The organism is Ruminococcus sp. OA3, assembly GCF_022440845.1.
In the GTDB taxonomy this organism is placed as follows: domain Bacteria; phylum Bacillota; class Clostridia; order Lachnospirales; family Lachnospiraceae; genus Ruminococcus_G.
Map to the genome: position 1 here is coordinate 427,083 of NZ_JAKNTO010000001.1, position 18,297 is coordinate 445,379.

Here is an 18,297-nt window from a genome sequence, read left to right on the forward strand (position 1 = left end):
TTTCATTCTCCTGTTTCTTCAAACTTTCTGATCTGATCTTCCATACAGGTACAGACATCTTTACCTTCCAGATAGGCCCTGGACCATTCTACTGTATGTTCAATAGCTTCCCTCACGTGCCAGCGCGGTTTCCATCCAAAGACCTGCTTCATCCTTGAGCAGTCCAGCTTCAGGAAATTAGCCTCATGCGGCCCATCCTCCGACTGGCTGATCCAGGTCTGTCCTTCTCCCCACGCTTCACAGAACATATCCACCAGCTGTCCGGTGGTCACACAGTCCTCATCATCCGGTCCCACATTATAAGATCCCGCAAACTGATTGTCCTCATACTGTCTCTGTGCGATCAATAAATATGCCGTCAGGGGCTCCAGCACATGCTGGAATGGTCTCGTAGAGTGCGGATTGCGGACCCTGATCGGTTCTTTCATCGCTGCAGCCCGGATACAGTCCGGAATAATGCGGTCGTTTGCGAAGTCTCCGCCTCCGATGACATTTCCGGCACGTGCGGTGGAAACAGCAGTCTTCCCATCTGCGAAGAATGAATTCCTGTAACTGTGCGTGACCAGCTCCGAACAGGACTTGCTGTTGGAATAAGGGTCAAAACCATCCAGTGCATCGGTCTCCCGGTATCCCCATTCCCACTCATGATTTTGATATACTTTATCTGTAGTAACATTCAAAAAGGAACGCACACTGCCACACTGCCGCACACATTCCAGAATATTGACCGTCCCCATAACATTTGTCTCATACGTGTAGACGGGATTCATATAGGAATCCCGCACGATCGGCTGTGCTGCCAGATGAAACACAAGCTCTGGCCGCACCGTATTCATCACCTCTGACAGATGCTTAAAGTCCCGGATGTCTCCGGTCACCGATTGCATCTGCTGCTCTATCCCGCACACAGAAAAAAGATTCGGCTGTGTCGGCGGCTCCAGGGAATATCCCGTCACCCGGGCCCCTGCACCGATCAGCATGCGGCACAGCCAGCTGCCTTTAAAACCGGTATGCCCCGTAACCAATACATTTTTCCCTCTGTAAAAATCCAAATTCACCATCACTGCCACACTTTCCATGGCGCCCTCCCGGACAGCCACATTTCCTCAAGTTTTTCTTTCTCACGCATCGTATCCATGCACTGCCAGAAACCGCTGTGCCGGTATGCGTTTAACTGCCCGCGGCGTGCGGCCTCCTCCAGCGGATATCGCTCAAACACCGTCTCATCACCCTCGATCAGGTCTATGATCTCCGGTTCCAGCACCATGAAGCCTGCATTAATCCAGCCGCCGTCCTCTTTTTTCTTCTCCTTGAAATTTGTGATCGTCCCGTCTTCCAGGATATCCAGCACGCCAAAACGACCGTCCGGCTGCGCCGACGTGATCGTCGCCATTTTTCCGTGTGTATGATGAAATTTTACCAGTTCTGCGATATTGACATCCGAGACACCGTCACCATAGGTGAGGAGAAAGGTATCTTCTTCCAGATATTCACGGATTCTCCTGATACGGCCCCCCGTCATTGTCATAAGCCCCGTATCAATCAGTGTTACCTTCCACGGTTCTGATATATTATTATGTACAATCATCTTATTTTCTTTTGTAAAGTCAAACGTGATATCACTGTTGTGCAGATAATAATCCGCAAACCACTCTTTGATCACATGCTGCTTATACCCGCAGCAGATAATAAATTCATTGTAGCCATAATAAGAATACAGCTTCATAATATGCCATAAAATCGGCTTTTCACCGATCTCTATCATCGGTTTTGGCTTCAGATGGCTTTCTTCGCTGATTCTCGTGCCGAATCCACCTGCCAGAATTACAACTTTCATTCGTTCTCCATCCCAACTTTTGTAAGATTATTCATACCCCTACTATACTACAAAATAAGCGTCAAGAAAATGATTTTCTGCTATTGTTTCAGCATCCTCAGTTCCTCCAGTGCAATACAGTTTGGCATGGAGTTCTCCTGTACCTCCCGGAAACATTTCGCATATTCCATCCAGCACACAGACTCCACCTCTTCTGTCTGAAGGCACAACTTACTGATATCAACATCCTTCCACAGCAGATAGACTCTGCTGACCTGATTGTCGCGGAATATACGCCCGTGAAAGGTTTCCTGCCACCGCACACGTCGAAGGCCTTTATCGATAAGCTCTTCGGGTTCGGCATGAACTCCCAGTTCCTCCATAAGCTCGCGAAGCGCAGATTCCAGGTATCCCATACCAGCAGGGATATGACCTGCTGATGAGATATCGTAGCAGCCCGGATGTGAATCTTTATTCATACTCCGCTTCTGAAGCAGTATTTCCATTCCGTGCTCCTGATCCTCTCTTGCAATCCACACATGTGATGTACGGTGCAGATCTCCGTCCCTGTGAACGGAATTTCGTTCTTTTGTAACACCTGTAGGAATGCCATCCTCCGTCACTATATCCAGATATTCCATCTTCTTTTAACTCCTCCTGCACAGTCGTTTTTTTCATCCTATCATCAAAAGGCGTAAAGGACAACTGTATATAACCAACTTTTATATGCGGGGATAATAACAACTTCTTGTACCACCACAACTTATAAAGTATAATATCTGTATTCCCATCGGAGGAACCTCCGATACTTCCTGTATGACCTGTGATCATGCAGGAAGAGAAGCAGTCCCGGGCAGTTGCAGATAAACGTTTTATGAAAGTGAGGGCATACCATGATCTGTTATGAGGGTACGATCATAACCTGTAATGAACATAATACCATAGCCGGCTATCTGGTGGAGGATGGCGGAAAAATATTGTATGTAGGTGACACCCTTCCGGCACAGTATCAGGCCTGCAGGCGCATCCCGCTTGGAGACCAGGCACTTTTGCCCGCATTCGTGGATACCCATCAGCATTTTGCCAGTTTCGCCACCTTCCATGCAGGACTTAATGTCATGGACGCCGAGTCTAATCAGGAAATCGCGGCCATGATTGCCTCTTTTTCAAAAGTCTGTAAGAATAAGACGCTGATTGCATTCGGTGCATCCCCCTGTTCTGTCCGGGAGGGACGCCTTATCAGCAGGGCTGAACTGGATGAAGTCTGTCCCGACCAACCGATTATGGTAGTGAAATATGACGGACATGCCTGCATCATCAATTCCCTGCTGTTGAAAAAGCTTCAGAAGAAACTTGCAGGGCTGCGCGGTTATCATCCTGATACTGGCGAGATGAACCAGGAGGCTTTTTTTACCGTCTCCAACTACATCACGAGCTCTCTTTCCATTGTGGAGCTCGTGAAAAATATGCAGCGTGCAATGGACTATATGGCATCTGTCGGAATAGGCATGGTACATTCTGTCAGTGGCGTTGGTTTTCCGTTAAATCTTGATATTTCACTCGAAAAATGGATGGCTGCCAGCGCACTAAGCGGCTTCCAGCTGCGCATTTTTCCACAGTCCATGGACGTTCGTACGGCTCTGCGCCGAAAGCTGCCCCGGATCGGCGGATGTTTTTCCAATGCCCTGGACGGCTGCTTTGGTTCCCGGGATGCGGCATTGCTAAAACCTTATGAGGGCAGTAGTTCTAACGGTGTTTTGTACTACAGTGACGCTCAGGTCGCTGATTTTTGTAAGGCCGCTAACCGTGCCGGCCTGCAGATTGAACTCCATGCGATCGGTGACGCTGCATTCGACCAGGCTGCCCGGTCGATAAAAGCTGCACTGGATGATTTTCCCCGCAGGGATCATCGGCATGGAATCATCCACGCCTGCCTGCCGACAGATGAAGGTCTGGAAATCTGCAGGGAATACCAGATTCAGCTCCCCGTACAGACGGCATTCATCGACTGGAAACAGGAGCCGGATTCTTATCTGGAAAGCATTCTCGGCAGCAGAAGTTCCTCGCTGAATCCGCTGCAGACGATGTGGAACAAGGGTCTTATTCTCTCTGCGGGATCCGATGCTCCCTGCACTGCCCCCAATCCGATCGCCTGGATTCATAAAGCCTGCAATCATTCCAATCCCAGTCAGGCGCTTACGCTAAATCAGGCGCTTCGCATGTGTACTTATAATGGGGCCTGGGCCACCTTCGATGAGAAACTGCGCGGAAGCCTGGAAGCAGGCAAACTGGCCGATATGGTACTGCTTTCCGCAAATCCCTATGAGGTTCCCAGAGAGCGTCTGCTGGAGCTTCAGGTCAGACGCCTGTATCTTCAGGGCACCCCTTATCGCAGGCAGAGCCGGTCTGCCGCCGGCGCTTTGTTAACCGGTATCTTTTCACGCAATGTCAGCTAGTCAGGTAAGAAGTTTTTATGAATTCCCCCTGTATTCTCTCTGCAGTGGATAGACAAAAAGAAATCCGGGCATTAAACTTATAGAAAGCAAACAGATCGGAGGCTCTATAAAATGAACCAGATTATGACAGGACAACTTATTATGAAAAAACGCAGGGAAAGGAATCTGACACAGGAACAGCTTGCCCGGAAACTAAACTTATCAAATAAAACCATCTCAAAATGGGAAACGGGTAAGAGTATGCCTGATTATGGAGTTATAGAATCATTGTGCGAAGAGCTGGAAATAACCGTTGCAGAATTGATGGACGGTGAAATGAATGAAAAAAACCGTATCCGTATTGGTGAAGAGCAAAAAATGCTGGAAATGCTAAAACGGATACAAAATCTGGAACAGCAAAGGAGTATCATACTGGGGATTATGCTTATCTGCACAGGTATTACATTTTTTTTGATTTCACGTCAGTTTGGCGGGACCACCATCCGTGATTTAATTTCAGGTATTCTGCTGGGACTGTCTGTTGCAGAATCACTGACCGGCGTTTATATCATTGCGCGATCATCCGGAAACTGAAGAAGTCCGTCACGGATATATGATTTCATGTACCTGCCCGGCATCATGCTGCGCAGGTGCATGTCGTATATCCCGCTCCACAATATTTTCCGTGCAAACAGATGTCAGGGCATGGCTGCACTTACCAGATGTCCGACAGGCACCACGCAGAGCGCACAGAAAAGTATCGCACCGGACAATACCGCATATTGTACAAGCGGCAGCTGGCGGCGCTGCTGCACAATATTGAGTACAAATACGATTGCCATCCACAGCATAAACACGCTGGTCAAAATCCGTTTTACGGTAAACCCATATGCCGAAATATACAGCAGCATCTTACTGGCGGCAGTGAGAATCAGCAGAAGTGTCAGCACAGACATCAGTACATTCAGCCAGCGGAGTACTTTATTTTCCCTGCGCACCGTTTTGGAAAAAGAATTGGCGCCCAGCAATACCGCGATATTCAGCAATGAGATTTGGCACAGCTCGAAAAATCCCTGCCTGGCATATTCCGCATAAGTGAAATTTTCCGGTCTGAGCCCCGCAAATGCCGAGAACAGATAAGAACTCTGCAGTACGATAAACACCAGATAAGCCGCACAGACCGCCACAACCGCAGTGCTGACTGCCACATCCGGAACCGCGTGAAGTTTCATAACCACGGCGCTGGCACTGTCCTTATGAAAATGACTGGTACTCTTCCTGACAATTCCTCCGTAAGCCAGACCGAACAGATACGCAGCCACGGGCACAGACAGCAGGAAGCGAAGAAAATATCCCAGACAGTTGCTCCATAAATACTCCATGCCCTGTCTCACCAGGACCTCAAATCCAGCATCAGCTCTCCCCAGAAGAGGCAGTGCCACTGCAAGAACCGGCACTGCAATGCCAAGTCCCAGGAGCATGCCCGCCATCCGCCTCCCGGAACGTGTTCTTCGGATACCTCCGCGCAGCTCCCTCCAGAAACAGAAGATATGCCTGAAAGGGACATCCGCCGCCGCATGCCAGACATCAGCCAGAATCCACTGCGATGTCTCATGCTGCTCAATCAATGCCCCTGATGCCGAAAGCGTCCAGTACGCAGCCGTAACCAGCAGTACAAACACCTGCAGTACAGGCATAATGCTCCAGAATGCATACGGGATTGCGATCGCTCCCATCACCGCCAGCCAGAACCAGCTCTCCGCCCCCATCCGTATCTTCTCCTTTCGCAGCCAGAACATGACTACTGCCGCATATGCTGCGGTAATCAGCGGAATATTTTGGCAGAAACGACTGTCATAACCGAAATCCGTAAACACACAGACAATCCCATAGCCCAGCAGCAGATACATCCACACGAATATCCAATAATTTTTAGGCGCACTTTCACAGGGCAAGCCGCTTTCGCTGCTCACCAGATTTTGATTTACCATATTTACCTCCCATACCGCACTTGCTGCGGCTCTGATCAGGGATGGGTGAAAGTTTTCTTTCAACCTTTCCCCTTTTTTGTGTTAATCTTCCCGATACTCCAGGATATCTCCCGGCTGGCACTGAAGAACATTACACAGTGCCTCAAGTGTAGAAAAACGGACAGCTTTTGCCTTGCCGTTTTTTAGAATTGACAGATTTGCCGGGGTGATTCCTACCTCTTTTGCCAGATCACCGGCGCTGATTTTCCGACGTGCCATCATCACGTCGATATTCACAATTATAGACATATTGGCACATCCCTTCTATATGGTATAGTCATTTTCTTCTTTTAACGCCAGAGCCTCAGCAAATACATTCTTTATTACGCGCAGGATCAGACTCATAAAAACCGCCATAACTGCCAGTGCCAGAAACGGCAGATAATAAACGGTGCTGATCAGGCAGATCAGGCCTGCGGCCAGGCAGCACCAGGAAAGCCCTCTCAGGCACCTGACATTCCCCTGCTGAAACACATCTCCTCTTTTGATATTCCCCAGCAGACGGTACAGCAAAATGAGCGCCGTTGTCACTGGAATGACTGTGGTATACGTACTGATAAGAAAATACGGCAGTGTACCGTCAAGAGCACCTCCCCGTATTCCAATAAACATCCGAAACATCCACGGTGCGCCCACCGCTCCCGCCGCCAGCAATACGGCAAAAATCCATACACATATCTGTGACAATGCAAGACTCTTATCTTTGTTCCAGTTCATGTTTCCACTCCTTTGCCAATCATGGTTCCTGAATCCCCTTGTACCTTACTTTGAATTTTACTTTCAACTTTAGTTACATTATATCACTTCCTACACTGTTTATCAAGATTTTTTTATCGTTTATCAATATTTTTATGTTGTATTTCAAAAAAGAAGGGCGACCGTCATAAAGCATCGACCATCTGCCTTTTTCACTTTTTGTATTTATTTTTACTGTTCATAAACGGGAAGAACAGGTAACAGTCATATAGTACTGCTATCTGTTCTTCCTCGTCTCATTGGGATTTTCCCCATAAACTTTTTTGTAAGTAACGGAAAAATAACTGTCATTGTTAAAACCGACATCCCGGGCAACATCCGTGATGGACCGATCCGTCTCCAAAATCAGCTTTTGTGCGGCTTCCATCCGCAGCTGCAGCAGATATTCCGAAAATTTCTTCCCGGTCTCTTTCTTAAAGCGCCTGCTGAAATAATCCTGATTGAGGTGAACAGACTCTGCTACCTCCGTAAGGGTGAGGTTCCGGCCAAAATTCCCCTGCATGTACCAGAGTGCATCGTTGACAGCCTGAGAATATGCACCCGACTGAAGATCGGATTCCTCGATTGCTTCAAATATGTAATTTTGCAGTTCTTCCATATTCCCGGATGTTTTGATCATGCTGAAATCCTGTCTGCTGCCGCTTTGCACCGCATAGTCACTGAGTACAGAGTACAGGGTCTGTTTCAGGAGATGAATACTGACATTCGCCTCCACCGCATACGCCAGGATATCCGATACAAGCTCGAACAGTTTTTTGTAGTTCTTTTCCTGTATCAGATAATGTGCCCGGTTCGCAAAAGCCTGCATTTCAACCTTCCGGTTTTTCACAGCTTCCTGTACAGTCTGACACCCGGACTTTAGTAGCTTCCCATAATACTCCATACTGTAGGATTCGCATGCCTCCATAACAGCCTTCCTGAGCATATTGACACGGTAATAGATGGAGCTGGCACCCACCGGTCCGTTCACTTCTCTTCTAAACCCGTTCACGATTTCCTGAACTACCTCATGCAGCTGATTTCCGGACGCTCCTGACAGATTTGCAATCAGTATAATCTCATACTCATGATACGGGAAAATTTCCTGGTTCTGCAGCAGTGAGTGGCGAAAGGATATGATCTTCTGCAGATTCTGGTTTGAATTGCTGAAAGATATCGCCATAAACGCTTTGTCTTTGAGGAAAATCTTGTGTTTTTCCAAATCGTAAGAGTCAAAAAGCAGCGTCTCCTCTCCCTCCATCAGCTGAATGAAATAAGAATCACTCTCCAGATGGTGCAGTGATTCTTCTGCCGCTTTCTTTCTTTTTTCCTGGACTGCCCGAAGCAGATTTTCCATAAACGGAAGACTGATCTCATCCTTCAAAATATAATTGTCCGCCTGAAGTTTAATTGCAGTCCTCGCAAATTCAAAATCATTGTGGCATGTCAGCATAAAAACCGTAACCTCCGGATGCTCTGCCTTAATCTGCTCAAGCAGCTCAAGTCCGTTCATCTTAGGCATGGTAATATCCGCAAATACAAGATCCGGCACCTGATTTTTCATCACTTCCAACGCCTTTTTCGCGGAACTCACACTTCCTGTCACTTCATACTCTTCTCCGCACTCCGTTATCATCTGCGTAATATATTTACGGATGGGCACCTCATCATCTACAATCAATATCTTCATGTCTGGTTCTCCTCATCGTTAAAATAGACGGACTGATAACCCGAGAAAACAAGTGTCACTTCAGTTCCCACATTGACAGTACTTTTAATCTCCAGCCTTGCTCTGTCACCATAGATCAGCTGCAGCCTGCTCTTCACATTCTGAAGCCCGACACCATGATGTGAATTAACATTTCTCTTTCCGGCGAGTACCATCTGTATCTGCTCTTCTGTCATTCCCTCACCGTTATCAGTGATTATAATATAAAGGTCTTCCTCCTGTTCATACGCTGTGATTGTTATAATTGCGTTGTCCTCTTTTTCTGCGAAACCATGAAACAATGCGTTTGCCGCAACAGGCTGCAGGATCATCCTCGGCACCAGCACATGTTTGATCTCCTCCGGCATATGGATCTGCAGAAGAAACCGTTTGTCAAACCGGTACTCCATGATCGCCATATAGTGCATCACAAGTTCAACTTCTTCATAGACCGGCACGAACTGCTTATCCACCATCATCGGTATCCTCAGCAGCGCATTGAAATCATCCAGCATGGACATGGCTTTCCTGGATTCCCCCAGTGCAATCAGGCTTTTCAGCGTGAGAAGCGTATTTCTGAGGAAGTGAGGTTCAATCTGCGCCTGCAGAAAATCAAATTCCACCTTTCTCTTTTTGCGTTCATTGATTTTGATATTCTGTATCAGCTCCTGAATACGCACCAGCATTTTGTTGAAGCGTTCCGTAATAATGTTGATTTCCACATAGTCTTCCTGGACCGGGATCTCAGAAATGTCATTGTTAATGTCCGGCTGAAGCCCCTTGATATGCCTCGAAAATCTGGTCAGCGAATTCGTGACTTTATTGATCATCACGAAATCCAGCCCCACCATCAAAAATGAACAGAGCAAAACTCCCGCAATGACGACGATGATCGTCCAGGAATAGTCTTTCAGCTTGCTGGTAAGATTCAGTTCTTCGACAAAGGTCCAGCCGCTCTCTTCATTATGGTAATTGGAGAGCAGCACCGGCCTGTTATTTTTCGTCTTCACCGTATAGGAATTGTATGGCCCCACTTTTTTCTCAAACGTCGGCATATAATAAAAGGAAAATCCAATCAGCCTGGGATTGGAATGGCTGATGACAATGCCGCTCTCGTCCAGAATATAAATAACATTGTTTTCATTTAATGTGTTTTCATAGCTTCTCAGCAGAGTCTTCTGTGACGTACTGATAATAACAATCCCTGCAGCATCGCCATTCTCATCGAATATTGTTCTGCCAAAAGACAGAAGAATCCCTTTCTCAGAATCTTCCCTGTTTGAAAAATTCATATACCAGCTTTCGGTTCTTGAACCGCTGATCAGATGTGTATACCTGACGGTCTTCTTCAAAGCGTCAACACGGCTCATATCTCCGTCTGATGTATAGATCCCCACATCCTTCAGAATAATATCCACCATAGAATCAACGCCCATATTTGAAAAGCACCGTTGAGTCTCTTTCATTACCTGAGCTGCCTCTGTATTATCAAACTCTTCAATTGCATTCAGGTTTATAAACGACTGAATACTGGAATAAAGATCTGTCATCGTATTCTTTACCGCATTCATGTTCAGCTGGTTCAGATCACTGATCTGCTGCAGGACTTTTACCTGCGTGCGCCCGATCTCATTCTTCAGAAAGCTGTACACTCCTATTGAAGTGACAAGCAGGGCTATGATGATTACCAGATAATTGCCAAACAGTATTCTGGGCAGCAGCAATTCCTTCAGGCTTCGCATCCGTCTCTTCTTCATGTCTCTGTCCGTCACCCCTTTATGTATCACCTCTGCATCTGCCGGTTTCTCACAAGCTGCAGAACATCCCTCAGTTGTTGGTCCCGTTCAGAAAAAAAGCGGTATATCGCTTTGCAGTAATAATTCTTCTGTACCTGGGGCACCTCAGTCGGCATCCGGTCTCTCTTGCAGCCGTTTCTGCACAGACTGCCATAGCGGCAGGACCTGCACTCCTCCGGTACCGGAAGTGATTCCGTGATAAACCTGTGTGCCTTCGGGCTGTCCACAATCTCCTGAAATGTCTGCTCACCCACGTTACCCAGCTTCCAGTCATCATATACATAGAAGTCACACGGATAGATGCTTCCGTCACCCTCCACCACAAACTGGATGCTGCAGCAGCCGTTCATATTGCACGCTTCCGGCTTTTCTCCCATCATGAGATGAACCCAGTTATCAATATGGCGGATACTGATATAATTCCCCTGCTGAAAGTCTGCGTACCACAGATCAAAGACATTGATCAAAAAGTCTCCGTATTCCTGCACAGACAGGTGATAGCTCTCGGTCCCCCTCTCCTCCTCCAGAGGCTCCAGGCACGGTATAAACTGCAGATAGCGGAAGTTCTGTTTAGAAAAGAAGCGATATATCCGACGGATCGCCATCGCATTTTGCCCTGTGACCACACTCAACACATTGTACTCAACACCAAGGCGATTAAACAGCTCCACCGTCTGCATAATCCTCGCAAAAGTGCCTTCCCCTCTGACTTCCACCCTGTTGCGGTCATGTACATTTGCCGGTCCATCCAGGGAAAGTCCTACAAGAAAATGGTGCTTATGAAAAAATTCAGCCCACTTTTCATCAATCAGAAATCCGTTCGTCTGTATCGCATTATGAATGTACAGGTCTTTCTTTCCAGACTCCTCCAGATATTTTTTCTGATACAGGATGACCTTTTCATAAAATTCAAGACCGGCAAGTGTCGGCTCGCCCCCCTGGAAAGCAAAACTTACCACATGATCTGCATATTCTATTCCACTTCGTATCAGTTCTTTCAGTGTCTCCTCCCGCATGACTCCCATATCCGAAACGCAGCGCTGGCTGGCGATCGCGTAATAGAAACAATACCTGCATCGCATATTACATTTTGAAGAGGCGGGTTTGATTAAAATATTAATTGGCGGCATATGCTTACTCCTTCGTAAAACAAAAGAAGATAAAGTTGTTGTAAAATATTGGTATTTTGCAACAACTTATCTCTATTTATATGTATTTAATGATATTATATATATTTATCAGTATAATTACAACCATTAATCCCAAAAACAATCGGTCCACATACTGCTCTTCAATTTTTTTATTGACTCTGGAACCGGCAAGTCCTCCCAGAACACCGCAGGTCACCATCAGCGCGATCATCAAAAATGGAAACTCCGGAACCTGGCGGGTCACCAGACTGCTGATCAGGCTGGCGGTCTGTGAGAACATAATGATGTAAAGGGAATAGGCAGCTGCCTGCTTGGTTCCCATGGAAAAGAAATAGAAAAGCACCACCAGATTAATCGGCCCTCCTCCAATTCCCAGAAATGCCGACATCATGCCCAGAATGCACCCGATAATCACGCAGGGCGCATTACCTGTCACATTCAGCGTGCTGATCCTTTTCTTATAAATGGTATAAGCCAGCGTCCCAATGGTCACCGCAAGCAGCACACCTGCCTGAACGGCACCCACCTTCTGGCTGTCGGGCAGCCTGCTTAAGATACACTGATAAAGGCTTTTGCCAAGAAGTCCTCCCACCACGGCTCCGGCAGCCAGCATCGTCGCAATACGTTTGTCGAATGCAGGGCGTGCACTGTCTCTCAGATTTTTTGTCACCGAGATCACAGACATAGACAGCACGGTACAGCCCGACAAAAAGCTGATCGTGTTCACAGAAATAATTCCCGTGGCATCCAGCACCGGCTTGATGATCACACCGCCGCCAATTCCGCAGATCGATCCCACAACAGATGAAAAAAAGCTGACCAATACGATAATGATATATTCCATGCCTGTTCTCTCCCTTTAAAGCCCAAGCCGCTTAAACTGTTCCTCCGGCGCATCGTGAAGCCGCATGCATTCTTTCAGCCTTGCCTCCATGTCTGCCTCCAGTGCGGCATTGCAGACCGGATGCTCCTGTTCATAGTCATTTTCCAGATCAAACAATACTGTTTCCTCATTGAATACTGACCTCTGTGAGAATTCCTGAGACGGGTTATGAAAATGAATAATGTCTGCGGGGAACCGGTATACCGGATAATCAGTCCAGGACAGGTATCGTCCCATGCTGATCTTGTCATAGTCAGTCACATCCACCGCATCATTCGCACCCATATACTGGCGGAGAAGACTCGGAACCGCCGTATACACATAAAGCGGCCGATTGGACACATCGGCTGCCGCCCGGAAATAGGTATATCTGCCGTCCGTATATGCCACCTGCTTTCCAAAGTAGCCATAGATGGCCCCTTCTCGCACTCTGTCCGCATTTCCTTTCAAAATATCAATGAGACTATGTCCGTGGAGCGGATACTGAAGCACTTTTTCGCTGACTCCAAAATATTCCATCAGGGTCGGCATCACATCAATGTTCTGGGTCACCGCACCACACCGGCCAGGTTTCACTTCCGGATGACAGATGATCAGCGGAATATGAAACACCTCATTGTAAGGAGCCATATAATTTTTTGCCATCAGCCCGTGCTCTCCGATATGGTAACCGTGATCTGTCGTAAAAATTACCATGGTGTCCTTCCACATGTCATATTTGTCCATCACATCCAGGATCTCACCGATATGCCGGTCCGTCATGGTCAGCAGAGCCTTATACCGGTTGCGCAGATGCCTGGTCTCCGCCTCCGTAAAGATATTTGGCTGATAGTCCGGGTGTGTATAGTCCGGACCGTCATAGTCTTCTTCGGTCTCATACAGATCCAGATAATGCTTTGGCGCATCATAGGGATCATGAGGGTCAAAGGCTTCCGCCCACAGGAAAAAGTTGTCGGCATCATGATTTTCCTCAAGCCACCCTGCAGCATTGTAAAGTGTCTTCACGCTGGGATAATCGTACTCTGTCCTGAACCTTCTCTTGTTGGCTTCCTCCCCTTCAAAATATTCACCTTTCCATCCCTCCGGGCGTCGTTCTGCACGGATGCCTGTCTTGTCCGGCTGTACACACCAGGGATCTGCCTCCTGCCCCCGGTAGACATCCCAGGCGGTAAAATCTTTGGTGTAATTCTCACCTCCCGGTATGAGATAATGTGCGTGATCGGCAAACATCATGCTGTGTACGTTTTTCTCCTGCAAAACCCTCTGAAGTGTCTGATCATAGGGCTCCATTGCTCCCCAGGGTTTTTCCAGAAAATTAAGCCTTCCCGTCATCAGATCTTTTCTGGCGGGCATGCAGGGAGCACTTCCGCACCAGTGGCTGTCAAAAACCACCCCTCTTTTTGCCAGACGGTTCAGATTCGGCGTAAAAGCAGGATCTGTTTTACTGTAAAAATCAAGTGTCCGCCGGTTTACGGTGTCACATAAAATCATGATCGCTTTCATGGCATCCCCTCCTGTAAATTTCCGGTGTATACCGTTCAAACCGTTCGATATTTCGTATCATTGAACTGCGCATACAGTCTCGCACCTCTTCATAATCCGGATCATCGATCAGGTTACAGTTCTCGTTTGGATCACTGAACAGGTCGTAGAGAAATTCCTCCGTATAACCATCCGACCGGCTGTCCCGCACCCCGTTAAGGTCAGGATCCGACACAGAATATTTATACCTCCCGTCACAGACTGCCCTTCCCACCTGGGATTCACTGATCTGGATGAATACCTCATCGCGCCATTCCTCCACTTCTTCGCCTCTCAGGAATGGCACAAGCGATCTCCCATGGTAATGCTCCGGAACCCCCACACCGGCAAGGTCCAGTATCGTAGCCGGCAGGTCCAGCAGACTAAACAGATGCTCCCATTCCTTCACACCCTTTTGCACACCCGGTCCGTGAATGACAAAAGGTATTCTCGTGCACGCCTCATGGCAGGAACGTTTATACTCACCGTTTCGTGTACGGAAATGACTTCCGTGATCCGACGTGAAAATAATAATGGTATCCTCATACAGCTTGTTTTTTTTCAGGTTTTCCACAACGCGCCCCAGATTTTCATCGATGCTTTTAATGATTCCATAATAGTCCGGAAGGTTTTCCTCCCAGTCTCCCTGACCCCTGCGGCAGCTCAAGTCTCCCGGCACCCAGGCATCCCGGTACCGCTCGGCATACCCGTCCGGCGCCACGTAGCGGTGCATACAGTTCTGATGGTGGGGTTCGATCAGAGACATCATCATAAAAAACGGTTCCTCCTGATTCTGATGGTCTGAATTCTGATGGTCTAAAAATTCAAGCAACAGATCTGTCAGAAAATCAGGGCGGTATCTGTGTTCATATCCGATACGTTCGTTATTTTCATCGTACAGCTGACCCTCATACGGCAGAGATGCGTACTCCAGCACGTCGACCGCCTTCCAGCAGTCCTTATATCCCAGCCTCAGCTCCCTGGGCACAGGCCCGTCCATAGTCAGCGACCAGTGGTTCTTTCCGATATATCCCGTCCTGTACCCTGCACGGTTCAGGTACTCCGCAAGTCCTGTCATTTTCTCCGGCTGCACCTGGCAGCAGTTGTGATGAAAATTCACAGAAGTCGGATACATGCCGCTCTGGATGGCAACCCTGGCGGGTCCGCAGACAGGCTGACAGGTATATGTTTTATCAAACACCATACCATCCGCAGCGAGATTGTCGAGATTCGGTGTCAGATTCAGATTCGGATTGTAGCAGCCGCAGGTGTCCCACCGCTGCTGATCCGTAAAAAACAGTAAAATATTCGGCCTTTTGCTCATCTTTCTTTTCCTTTCTTATGTATGATTCCGGGTCCATACGGCGCAAACCTGAGAAAAATGTACGGGCAGGTGCAGACATCCTGATGCCTGCTTGCGAACTCCCACATTTTTATACACATCTCTTTTATAATCCGTCCATTCTGCGGTTCAGAGATGACGTTTTTCATCTCCAGGGGATCCTCCGTGAGGTCATAAAGCTCATCATAATCGAAACCGTTAAACACATATTTCCATTTATCGTTCCATACGGCGCGCTGTACCCCGTACATCTCATTCCCATTAGTCTGGGTAAACAGTTCTGTACGCCAGTCTTCTGGATTCCCACTGCCTGAGAGAAACGGTGCAAGCGATCGCCCGGTGAATGAAATATCACAGTTCACACCGCAAAGCTGCAGAACTGTGGGCATCATATCAGCCAGTGACACCAGAGGGTTCCTGGTCCCCGTCTCCGTCACCCCAGCGCCTCCTATCATGGCACAGATATGATAAGCTTCACGAAAGCATGGAAGTCCTTTCGCCCATAACCCGTGCGCTCCCATATAGTCCCCGTGATCAGACAGATACAGTATGATTGTGTTTTCCCACATCCCCTTTTCCTCGACCGCATCCAGGACTTTTCCAAACAGATAATCTTCATAGGAACAAAATGCATAATACCGGCGCAGATTTTCTTTCTGCTCATCCGAGGTCAGTGAAAACAATTCCCTGGACCTCCGGTATATGGCCGGCTTATCCCGCATGTCATCAGAAAAAGACGGCGGCAGTTTCATTTCTTCCCGGTCATACAGATCCAGAAATTCCTGTGGAGGCTTGTACGGGTCATGGGGTCCCACCGTCCCGATGTACAGAAAGAACGGTTCATCTCCATCGTATTCTCTCAGCTCCTGAACCGCAAGCTCCACAGTGTCGGTATCTCCGAAGGGATTTTCATCCGTTCCATATGTATGGTACGTCGGATACCCCGGACGAATGATCCTTCCAGGTTCCCATGTCTCATCGCATCCGTCAATCTTATCCGGATCTCCATATTCTGCCGACCACTCCGTATACCTTGGAACGTGATCCCGGGTTCCCCTCCCATAATTAGATATATATTCTGTCAGTACCTTATCAAACCCTCTGCTCCCGGGTCCATCGTATGAGCAGACATGCCATTTTCCGGAGAAAATGGTGCGATACCCATTCTCTTTGAGAACCTCCGGCAGGACTCTCACGCCGTCATACAGCCCCCTCGAGATTGCCATGCTGGTTTCGACGTTGTTCCACACTCCATGTTCTGCGGGGTAGAGTCCGGTGAAAAAAGTGGCCCTGCTCGGACAGCAGTGAGGTGCCGGACAGTACGCCTGCGTAAACTGGACTGACCGTGCCCTGAATCGGTCAATATTCGGCGTCTTTACCGGATGGTCAGAAAGCAGGGTGTCCCCTGCCTGCTGATCCGTCATAAATACAATGATATTCTTCTTCTCTGAATGTTTCATAGGCTAATTCTTGTTTGGGTATTGTTTCACCCAGTCAAATACCTGTCTGATCGTCTCCGGGCTGCATCCCGGCGGCATCACGCCAGCTGATGTGAGTACGATGCCCCTGTGATGCTCAAGCTTTGAAAACTGTTCTTCGATGTACGCGATGATCTTATCCGGGTCATCCATCACCCACTGCCCCGCACCGCATCCCCCGATCAGGCATTTCGCGGGGCATTCGGCGCGTCCCTCGATGAGAGTCGCTGCCCCAAACGGCGGTGGTGTAAATGCCTCCTGCGCCTGGTTCGGCAGCTGATTCAGATCAGAGAGCAGCAGTTTTAAATGACCGCACATATGGTAAGCCACCAGCTTGTCCGCATCCTGCATCATCTTCGTATATTTTTTCAGATACGGCATGCAGTATTTCCGGAACTGTGTCGGCGATAAGGTCGTTGTTGACGTATTCTCTTCTATATAAAGGATATCCGCCGGGCTGTGTTCCACCTCTGTCTCTACTCTCTTCTGGCACCATCGGTCTTCGGCTTCAAACAGCGCCTCTATCTCATCTTCATAATCCGCCAGCAGGATATGTCCCTCTGCGATACCCGCCAGATACTCCAGGTAATACATAAACGGAGTTTCCAGAACGACCTCCGAGACCACGGCATCCTGTCCATTGTTAATAATGTGGCGGAAACCTTCCAGAATGATTTCCATTGCTTTTACGGAAAACATCTCAGAGGTAATAGTCTTTCTTGCCGGTGAGAGAAACGACTCAACCGCATGAATCAGCGCATCAATCGCACTGCAGGCAAAGACTTTATAAGGAAGAGTCTTCAGAAGCTCTGGAATCAGGCAAACCTTATTCGGGATAATATCATCTGAAACCAGTCCAAGTTTTGTTTCGCGGCCCGTCAGGACTCCATCTTTTTCGTCCTTAACGATAGCTACGGAAATGTTTGTACACTCTGATCCGGTGCCACAGGTCGTCGGAATAGCGATAACCTCCTTTTCATGTACAATCGGATCACGCTTGAAGTATAATTCATGTACGGAAGACGGACGCTTACAGCCAAGCAGCTTGCACAGATCCATAATTGCGCCGCCGCCGACAGCAATCACACGATCATAGCTGTCATACGGAATCGCATCATACATTGTCTGAATCATTTCTTCGCTCGGTTCTCCAGCACCGAATTTCTCCTGGAAAACGAAGTTGCATTTCAGGTTTAAGTCCTTCATGAAAGGGGTGTAAATGTACTCGTTAGTCAGTACAACATCTCTCTCACTCAAAGAAAATTCTTCCGCCATCTGTCCAAAATTTTGAAACTTGTAAACGGTAGGCACGAAGATAATCTCACGTTTATCCGCCATCAGAGAGGCGGAAAATGAATCCATTGCCATTAATATCACTCCTTCTATTAAAATGATGAACTAG

16 protein-coding genes are annotated in these 18,297 nt (G+C 47.9%); 2 read left to right on the forward strand and 14 right to left on the reverse strand.

The features are described 5' to 3' along the window. Window positions 1-2: 2 nt before the first annotated feature. The 3 genes from rfbG to MCG98_RS02110 all read right to left on the reverse strand — a co-directional run bounded on the left by rfbG (window position 3) and on the right by MCG98_RS02110 (window position 2,457). Window positions 3-1,079, reverse strand: a complete 1,077-nt coding sequence (gene rfbG, locus MCG98_RS02100) for a CDP-glucose 4,6-dehydratase (protein ID WP_240300217.1) — start codon at window positions 1,077-1,079, stop codon at window positions 3-5. Further along, window positions 1,061-1,837 (reverse strand): glucose-1-phosphate cytidylyltransferase, encoded by a 777-nt coding sequence (gene rfbF, locus MCG98_RS02105; protein ID WP_240300218.1) that lies wholly within the window; start codon window positions 1,835-1,837, stop codon window positions 1,061-1,063. The genes rfbG and rfbF overlap by 19 nt, the downstream gene beginning before the upstream one ends. An 80-nt stretch (window positions 1,838-1,917) precedes the next feature. After that, the gene (locus MCG98_RS02110) at window positions 1,918-2,457 is read right to left on the reverse strand and encodes an NUDIX domain-containing protein (RefSeq protein ID WP_240300219.1); all 540 of its coding nucleotides are present in this window, start codon (window positions 2,455-2,457) and stop codon (window positions 1,918-1,920) included. A 252-nt stretch (window positions 2,458-2,709) separates the two neighbouring features. On the opposite strand from MCG98_RS02110, the gene MCG98_RS02115 reads away from it, so the two are divergent. Both MCG98_RS02115 and MCG98_RS02120 read left to right on the forward strand, forming a co-directional pair. Continuing rightward, window positions 2,710-4,272: an amidohydrolase family protein gene (locus MCG98_RS02115; protein WP_240300220.1), complete on the forward strand. Its 1,563-nt coding sequence runs from the start codon at window positions 2,710-2,712 to the stop codon at window positions 4,270-4,272. A gap of 111 nt (window positions 4,273-4,383) precedes the next feature. Further along, window positions 4,384-4,845, forward strand: a complete 462-nt coding sequence (locus tag MCG98_RS02120; protein ID WP_240300221.1) for a helix-turn-helix transcriptional regulator — start codon at window positions 4,384-4,386, stop codon at window positions 4,843-4,845. Between the two features lie 104 nt (window positions 4,846-4,949). Here MCG98_RS02120 and MCG98_RS02125 read toward each other — a convergent pair whose 3' ends face one another. The 11 genes from MCG98_RS02125 to MCG98_RS02175 all read right to left on the reverse strand — a co-directional run bounded on the left by MCG98_RS02125 (window position 4,950) and on the right by MCG98_RS02175 (window position 18,263). Beyond that, window positions 4,950-6,242, reverse strand: a complete 1,293-nt coding sequence (locus tag MCG98_RS02125; protein ID WP_240300222.1) for a DUF4173 domain-containing protein — start codon at window positions 6,240-6,242, stop codon at window positions 4,950-4,952. An 81-nt stretch (window positions 6,243-6,323) separates the two neighbouring features. Then, window positions 6,324-6,530: a helix-turn-helix transcriptional regulator gene (locus MCG98_RS02130; protein WP_240300223.1), complete on the reverse strand. Its 207-nt coding sequence runs from the start codon at window positions 6,528-6,530 to the stop codon at window positions 6,324-6,326. A gap of 15 nt (window positions 6,531-6,545) precedes the next feature. Next, window positions 6,546-6,998 carry a DUF2975 domain-containing protein gene (locus tag MCG98_RS02135; protein WP_240300224.1) on the reverse strand — a complete coding sequence of 151 codons (453 nt, stop codon included), beginning with the start codon at window positions 6,996-6,998 and terminating at the stop codon, window positions 6,546-6,548. 256 nt (window positions 6,999-7,254) lie between these two features. After that, window positions 7,255-8,706, reverse strand: coding sequence for a response regulator (locus MCG98_RS02140; RefSeq protein ID WP_240300225.1), 1,452 nt, complete (start codon window positions 8,704-8,706; stop codon window positions 7,255-7,257). After that, window positions 8,703-10,511 (reverse strand): sensor histidine kinase, encoded by a 1,809-nt coding sequence (locus tag MCG98_RS18915; protein ID WP_240300226.1) that lies wholly within the window; start codon window positions 10,509-10,511, stop codon window positions 8,703-8,705. Before MCG98_RS18915 ends, MCG98_RS02140 begins: the two co-directional genes overlap by 4 nt. Further along, the gene (locus MCG98_RS02150; protein WP_240300227.1) at window positions 10,508-11,650 is read right to left on the reverse strand and encodes an anaerobic sulfatase maturase; all 1,143 of its coding nucleotides are present in this window, start codon (window positions 11,648-11,650) and stop codon (window positions 10,508-10,510) included. The genes MCG98_RS18915 and MCG98_RS02150 overlap by 4 nt, the downstream gene beginning before the upstream one ends. A gap of 76 nt (window positions 11,651-11,726) precedes the next feature. Further along, the gene (locus MCG98_RS02155) at window positions 11,727-12,515 is read right to left on the reverse strand and encodes a sulfite exporter TauE/SafE family protein (protein ID WP_240300228.1); all 789 of its coding nucleotides are present in this window, start codon (window positions 12,513-12,515) and stop codon (window positions 11,727-11,729) included. Window positions 12,516-12,530: 15 nt separating this feature from the next. Then, the gene (locus tag MCG98_RS02160) at window positions 12,531-14,057 is read right to left on the reverse strand and encodes a sulfatase (RefSeq protein WP_240300229.1); all 1,527 of its coding nucleotides are present in this window, start codon (window positions 14,055-14,057) and stop codon (window positions 12,531-12,533) included. Then, window positions 14,032-15,399: a sulfatase-like hydrolase/transferase gene (locus MCG98_RS02165; protein WP_240300230.1), complete on the reverse strand. Its 1,368-nt coding sequence runs from the start codon at window positions 15,397-15,399 to the stop codon at window positions 14,032-14,034. Before MCG98_RS02165 ends, MCG98_RS02160 begins: the two co-directional genes overlap by 26 nt. Further along, window positions 15,396-16,877: a sulfatase-like hydrolase/transferase gene (locus MCG98_RS02170; protein WP_240300231.1), complete on the reverse strand. Its 1,482-nt coding sequence runs from the start codon at window positions 16,875-16,877 to the stop codon at window positions 15,396-15,398. Before MCG98_RS02170 ends, MCG98_RS02165 begins: the two co-directional genes overlap by 4 nt. A gap of 3 nt (window positions 16,878-16,880) precedes the next feature. Next, the gene (locus MCG98_RS02175; protein ID WP_240300232.1) at window positions 16,881-18,263 is read right to left on the reverse strand and encodes an iron-containing alcohol dehydrogenase; all 1,383 of its coding nucleotides are present in this window, start codon (window positions 18,261-18,263) and stop codon (window positions 16,881-16,883) included. Between the last annotated feature and the right edge of the window lie 34 nt (window positions 18,264-18,297).